The following is a 4,432-nucleotide window of genomic DNA, read 5'->3' as shown; positions in this document are numbered from 1 at the left end:
TTTAACCATCCGTCCATCATGATCTGGTCGCTGGGCAACGAGTCTGGCTACGGTGCCACCCACGACGCCATGTACCAGTGGACCAAACGCATGGACCCCTCCCGGCCGTTACAGTACGAAGGCGGCTGCTCCGATACGCTGGCTACCGATATTATCTGCCCCATGTACGCTCGCACCCACGAAGACCAGCCCCAGCAGTTTTTCGATAAAACCAAATGGGCGCTGACCAAATGGGTCGGCATGGCCAACGAAACCCGCCCGATCATTCTCTGTGAATACGCCCACGCCATGGGCAACAGCCTGGGCGGTTTTGGCGAATACTGGGATGCGTTTCGCAGCCATCAACGTTTGCAGGGAGGCTTTATCTGGGACTGGGTTGACCAGGGGCTGGACAAATACGACGACAATGGTCGGCACTTCTGGGCCTACGGCGGTGATTTTGGCGATGTGGTCAACGACCGTCAGTTCTGCATTAACGGGCTGGTGTTCCCGGACAAGACCCCGCACCCGGCATTGTTGGAGGCAAAAAGAGTTCAGCAGCCGTTTACTTTTGAGCTGGTCACTACTCAACCACTGACCATTAACATCACCAGTGAAGCGTGTTTTACCCGCACCGATAACCATCAGCTGGTCTGGCAGGTGATGGCAGGCGAGACGGTGCTGGCCAGCGGTGAACAGACCCTGGCTATCGCCCCCGGTGCCAGCCAGCAGCTGGTACTGACTGAAAAGCCACTGGCCATTAGCGGTGACCTGCCACGGCTGAACCTGACCATTATCCAGCCCGCGGCCACCAGCTGGTCTGACGCCGGCCACGAGGTGGCACGCCAGCAGTTTATGCTGGCACCCCGGATTGCTGGCCTGGACGCCAGGCGACGGCTGCTGGCGATGTCCCAGATCAGCGAATCGGGCCATCAGTTGACAGTGACTGCCGGCAGCAACTCTGTCAACAACTCCATCAACAACAGCTGGACCATCCACCGCACCACTGGCCAGCTGGTCAGCTGGATAAAAGACGGCAGTGAACAACTGCTGGCACCGCTGACCGATAATTTCTTCCGGGCACCGCTGGATAACGACATTGGTGTCAGCGAAGTGGACCGCCCGGACCCGAACGCCTGGATGCCCCGCTGGAAAAAGGCCGGGCTGTTTAACCTGCAGCACCGCTGCCTGCTGGTTGAGTGTGACAAGGACCAGGGCGTGGTTGTTGCGCACCACAGCTACAGTCACCCGGAACATCCGGAGCAAGCCCTTATCCAGACGCTCTGGTACCACCGTTTCTTGGCCAGCGGTGAACTGAAGATCAACATTGAGGTCCGGGTGGATGGCGACCTGCCGCCGCTGCCCCGCATCGGTGCCAGCCTGCCTCTGCAGGCGGTGCCAAAAAGCGTCAGCTGGTTTGGCCGCGGCCCCCACGAAAACTATCCGGACCGTCGCCGCAGTGCCGATATCGGCCACTGGTCACTGCCACTGGACGCACTGCATACGCCGTATATCTTCCCCAGTGACAATGGCCTGCGCTGCGACACCTGTCAGTTGCGTATAGGCGACGCCAATATCAGCGGGCAGTTTCATTTCAGTGTCAGCCGCTACGGTCAGGAGCAGCTGGCCAGGGCGACCCACACCAATGAGCTGGTCGCTGGTGACGGTGTCTATGTTTATCTGGACGGTTTTCATATGGGGGTTGGCGGTGATGACTCCTGGACACCCAGCGTACGCCCGGAATATTTACTGAAAGGCACCGATTACCAATGGCATTTTTCGCTGTCTTAACGCCTGATGCTGTGACGGTTGGGCAACCCACCAGCCGTTGCAGGTTTGTCTGGTAACTTTGATACAACCTGATGTACTTCCCATGACTACTGTGCAAACCGCTAACCAGCATATTACGCTGAAGACCAAGGCTTCCTATGGCCTTGGTGCCCTGGGCAAAGATTTTGCCTGCTCCATCATCTATATCTTCCTGATGTATTACTACACCGATGTCGTCGGCCTGTCGGCGGCCTTTGTCGGTGGCCTGTTCCTGGTGGCACGCATTATCGACGCCTTCACGGACCCGCTGATGGGGATGATCGTCGACAACACCCGCTCGAAGTTTGGCAAGTTCCGTCCGTGGATTTTGATTGGCACCCTGGTGAACTCGGCGGTCCTGCTGATGGTGTTCAAAGCCCACAACTTTGAAGGCACCACCGCCTACGTTTATGCCGCCGTCACCTATATTCTCTGGGGCGTCACCTACACCATTATGGACATCCCTTACTGGTCAATGATTCCGGCGCTCTCCTCACAACGCCAGGAGCGTGAGCATCTGGTGGTCTGGCCCCGCATCTTTGCCAGTATCGCCTGGACCTTGATGGGTACCTATGGCCTGTACTGCGTTGGTTTGCTGGGGGATGGCAACGAGGGCAGGGGCTTTTTCTACCTCTGTATCGGTATTGTTATTTCCTTTATTGCCAGTGCCCTGATTACCTTCTTCCAGGTCAAGGAGAAAATAGAGATCACGGTCTCCAGTGAGAAATTCAGTGCCGATGATGTCAAGAAAATTATTATCGGGAATGACCAGCTGAAGTCGCTGATTGGTTTTGTCCTGTCGTTTAATATTGCCATTCAGCTGATCGGCGGCTTTGCCATCTACTACTTCACTTATGCCATCGGTAAGGAAGAGCTGTTCCCGATGTTCTCCCTGGTGGCGGGGATTGCCGAGTTTTCTGGTATCTTCCTGTACCCCTGGATCTCTCAGGTGGTTGACCGGCGAATCATGTGGCCGCTGGCCTGTGGCTTCCCGATCCTGTGCTGTATCGTGCTGTTTGCCTCCAGCGTGATCTCCCCAAAAAGCGCCATCCTGGTGGGTATTGCCGGTGCCGCCCTGAAGTTTGGCAATGGTCTGTTCAACGGCCTGTCCACGGTTATGCTGGCCGACGTGGTGGACTATGGCGAGCAGAAAACCGGCCTGCGCAGCGAGAGTATCATCTTCTCGGTCCAGACCATGCTGGTGAAAGGTGCCGGAGCCCTGGCGGGTTTTTTTATCGGTTTCGGCCTGACCATGATCGGCTATGTACCCAATGAGGTGCAGTCCGCAGAAACCATTGTCGGCCTGAAAGTGCTGATGATCCTTGTTCCTGCCATTCTGGTACTGCTCAGTGCTGTGATCTATAAGAAAACCTACCGTCTGGATGAGCGCTTCAAACATACCGGCGCTACAAGGACTGCCTGAGCCCTGGCGATCAATGGCGTGCTTTTATTCAGAAGGCTGTTTGAGAACTAAACAGGTATCAGGTCTGTGACCTTGGCTGTGTTTAAAAGGCAAGACCTGATCCCGGCACACTCGGTTGATAACAGTTGAGCCTTTTTGAGTAAATGGCCTTGAGATTTCCTGTGCCTTCTTAGAGAGTTTTTATATGGATAGCTCGTTGCACACACCTCACACTTGAAGGGCTTTTCGCCGGTGTGGGTGCGTGTGTGTATTTGTAGAGAATCCTTTCGATTATAGCTCTTGTCGCATTTATTACACTTAAAAGGCCTTTCGCCGGTGTGGGTAAAGACATGTATTTTCAGGTCTTCATTTCGGATAAAGCTCTTGTCGCATTCATTACACTTAAAGGGCTTTTCGCCGGTGTGGATGCTGACATGTTTTTTCAGGTCTTTGTTTCGGATAAAGCTCTTGTCGCACACTTTACACTTATGGGGCTTCTCGCCGGTGTGGATGTGGGCATGTTTTTTCAGGTCACTGGATTGAATGAAGGCCTTGTCGCACACTTTACACTTATAGGGCTTCTCGCCGGTGTGGATGCGGATGTGTCTTTTCAGAGTCTTCTTTAGACTAAAGATCTTATTACATTGTTCACACTGAAAAGAGTTCTTGACAGTGCGCAAGACCTTTGTTGAATTTTCTATCTGAGCATCCGGTTCATTCATTTTTATTTCTGTGAAAATATCAGCATTTCCGGATTTATCACTATTTCCGGTTTTATCACAACTGTTATTTGAAGACAGTAGATGTTTATCTCCTTCGTTATATTCGGAGGTATAGTCAAGATCATCAATTTCAGGGAATAATGGCGGGAGCTTGTCCGTTTCTAACCAGTCAGTCGAATCAAAGGCACTATTTTGCTGTTGCTTTTGTTGTTGATTAATCATTTCCGAGACATAGCCAAAACCAGCGAACTCAAATGTTTGAACTTTTTTGTCATTAAAAAATGGAGTTTCCATTTCAATTTCTTTTTCACGACAGGTTTTTGTGGTTTCAGTAAGCCACTTGGAAGCCCCAGCGTAAGAAGAAAAGTCATTAAAAGATGAATGCATGTTCGTGCTTTATCACCAAATTATTTTCATACTGTTTAGGAGACCACTTTTCCAAGAGAAAATTCCTTCATTCCCAATTTTTTACCTGAATCCGTAACTTCAGAAGACGTTGAAACCTTCGGAAGCCGGTCGT

Annotated in this window: 3 protein-coding genes; 2 read left to right on the top strand and 1 reads right to left on the bottom strand. The window is 52.3% G+C overall.

Features of this window, described 5'->3' with window-relative positions; genetic code table 11:
- On the top strand, positions 1-1,770 hold a 1,770-nt coding region (locus tag KDK14_RS08505), incomplete at its 5' end, for a glycoside hydrolase family 2 TIM barrel-domain containing protein (protein ID WP_257264667.1).
- An 82-nt stretch (positions 1,771-1,852) separates the two neighbouring features.
- Positions 1,853-3,211, top strand: coding sequence for a melibiose:sodium transporter MelB (melB, locus tag KDK14_RS08500; protein ID WP_257264666.1), 1,359 nt, complete (start codon positions 1,853-1,855; stop codon positions 3,209-3,211).
- 47 nt (positions 3,212-3,258) lie between these two features.
- Here melB and KDK14_RS08495 read toward each other — a convergent pair whose 3' ends face one another.
- On the bottom strand, positions 3,259-4,206 hold the full coding sequence (locus tag KDK14_RS08495) for a C2H2-type zinc finger protein (protein ID WP_257264665.1): 948 nt from the start codon (positions 4,204-4,206) through the stop codon (positions 3,259-3,261).
- Positions 4,207-4,432 lie beyond the last annotated feature (226 nt).

It is taken from the genome of Endozoicomonas sp. ONNA2 (assembly GCF_024606365.1).
In the GTDB taxonomy this organism is placed as follows: Bacteria; Pseudomonadota; Gammaproteobacteria; order Pseudomonadales; family Endozoicomonadaceae; genus Endozoicomonas.
This window is presented reverse-complemented; position numbering and strand designations above follow the sequence as displayed.

Excerpts from the sequence above, each read along its gene's own strand:
- melB (WP_257264666.1), top strand. The coding sequence starts at position 1,853 with ATGACTACTGTGCAAACCGCTAACCAGCATATTACGCTGAAGACCAAG.
- KDK14_RS08495 (WP_257264665.1), bottom strand. The coding sequence starts at position 4,206 with ATGGAAACTCCATTTTTTAATGACAAAAAAGTTCAAACATTTGAGTTC.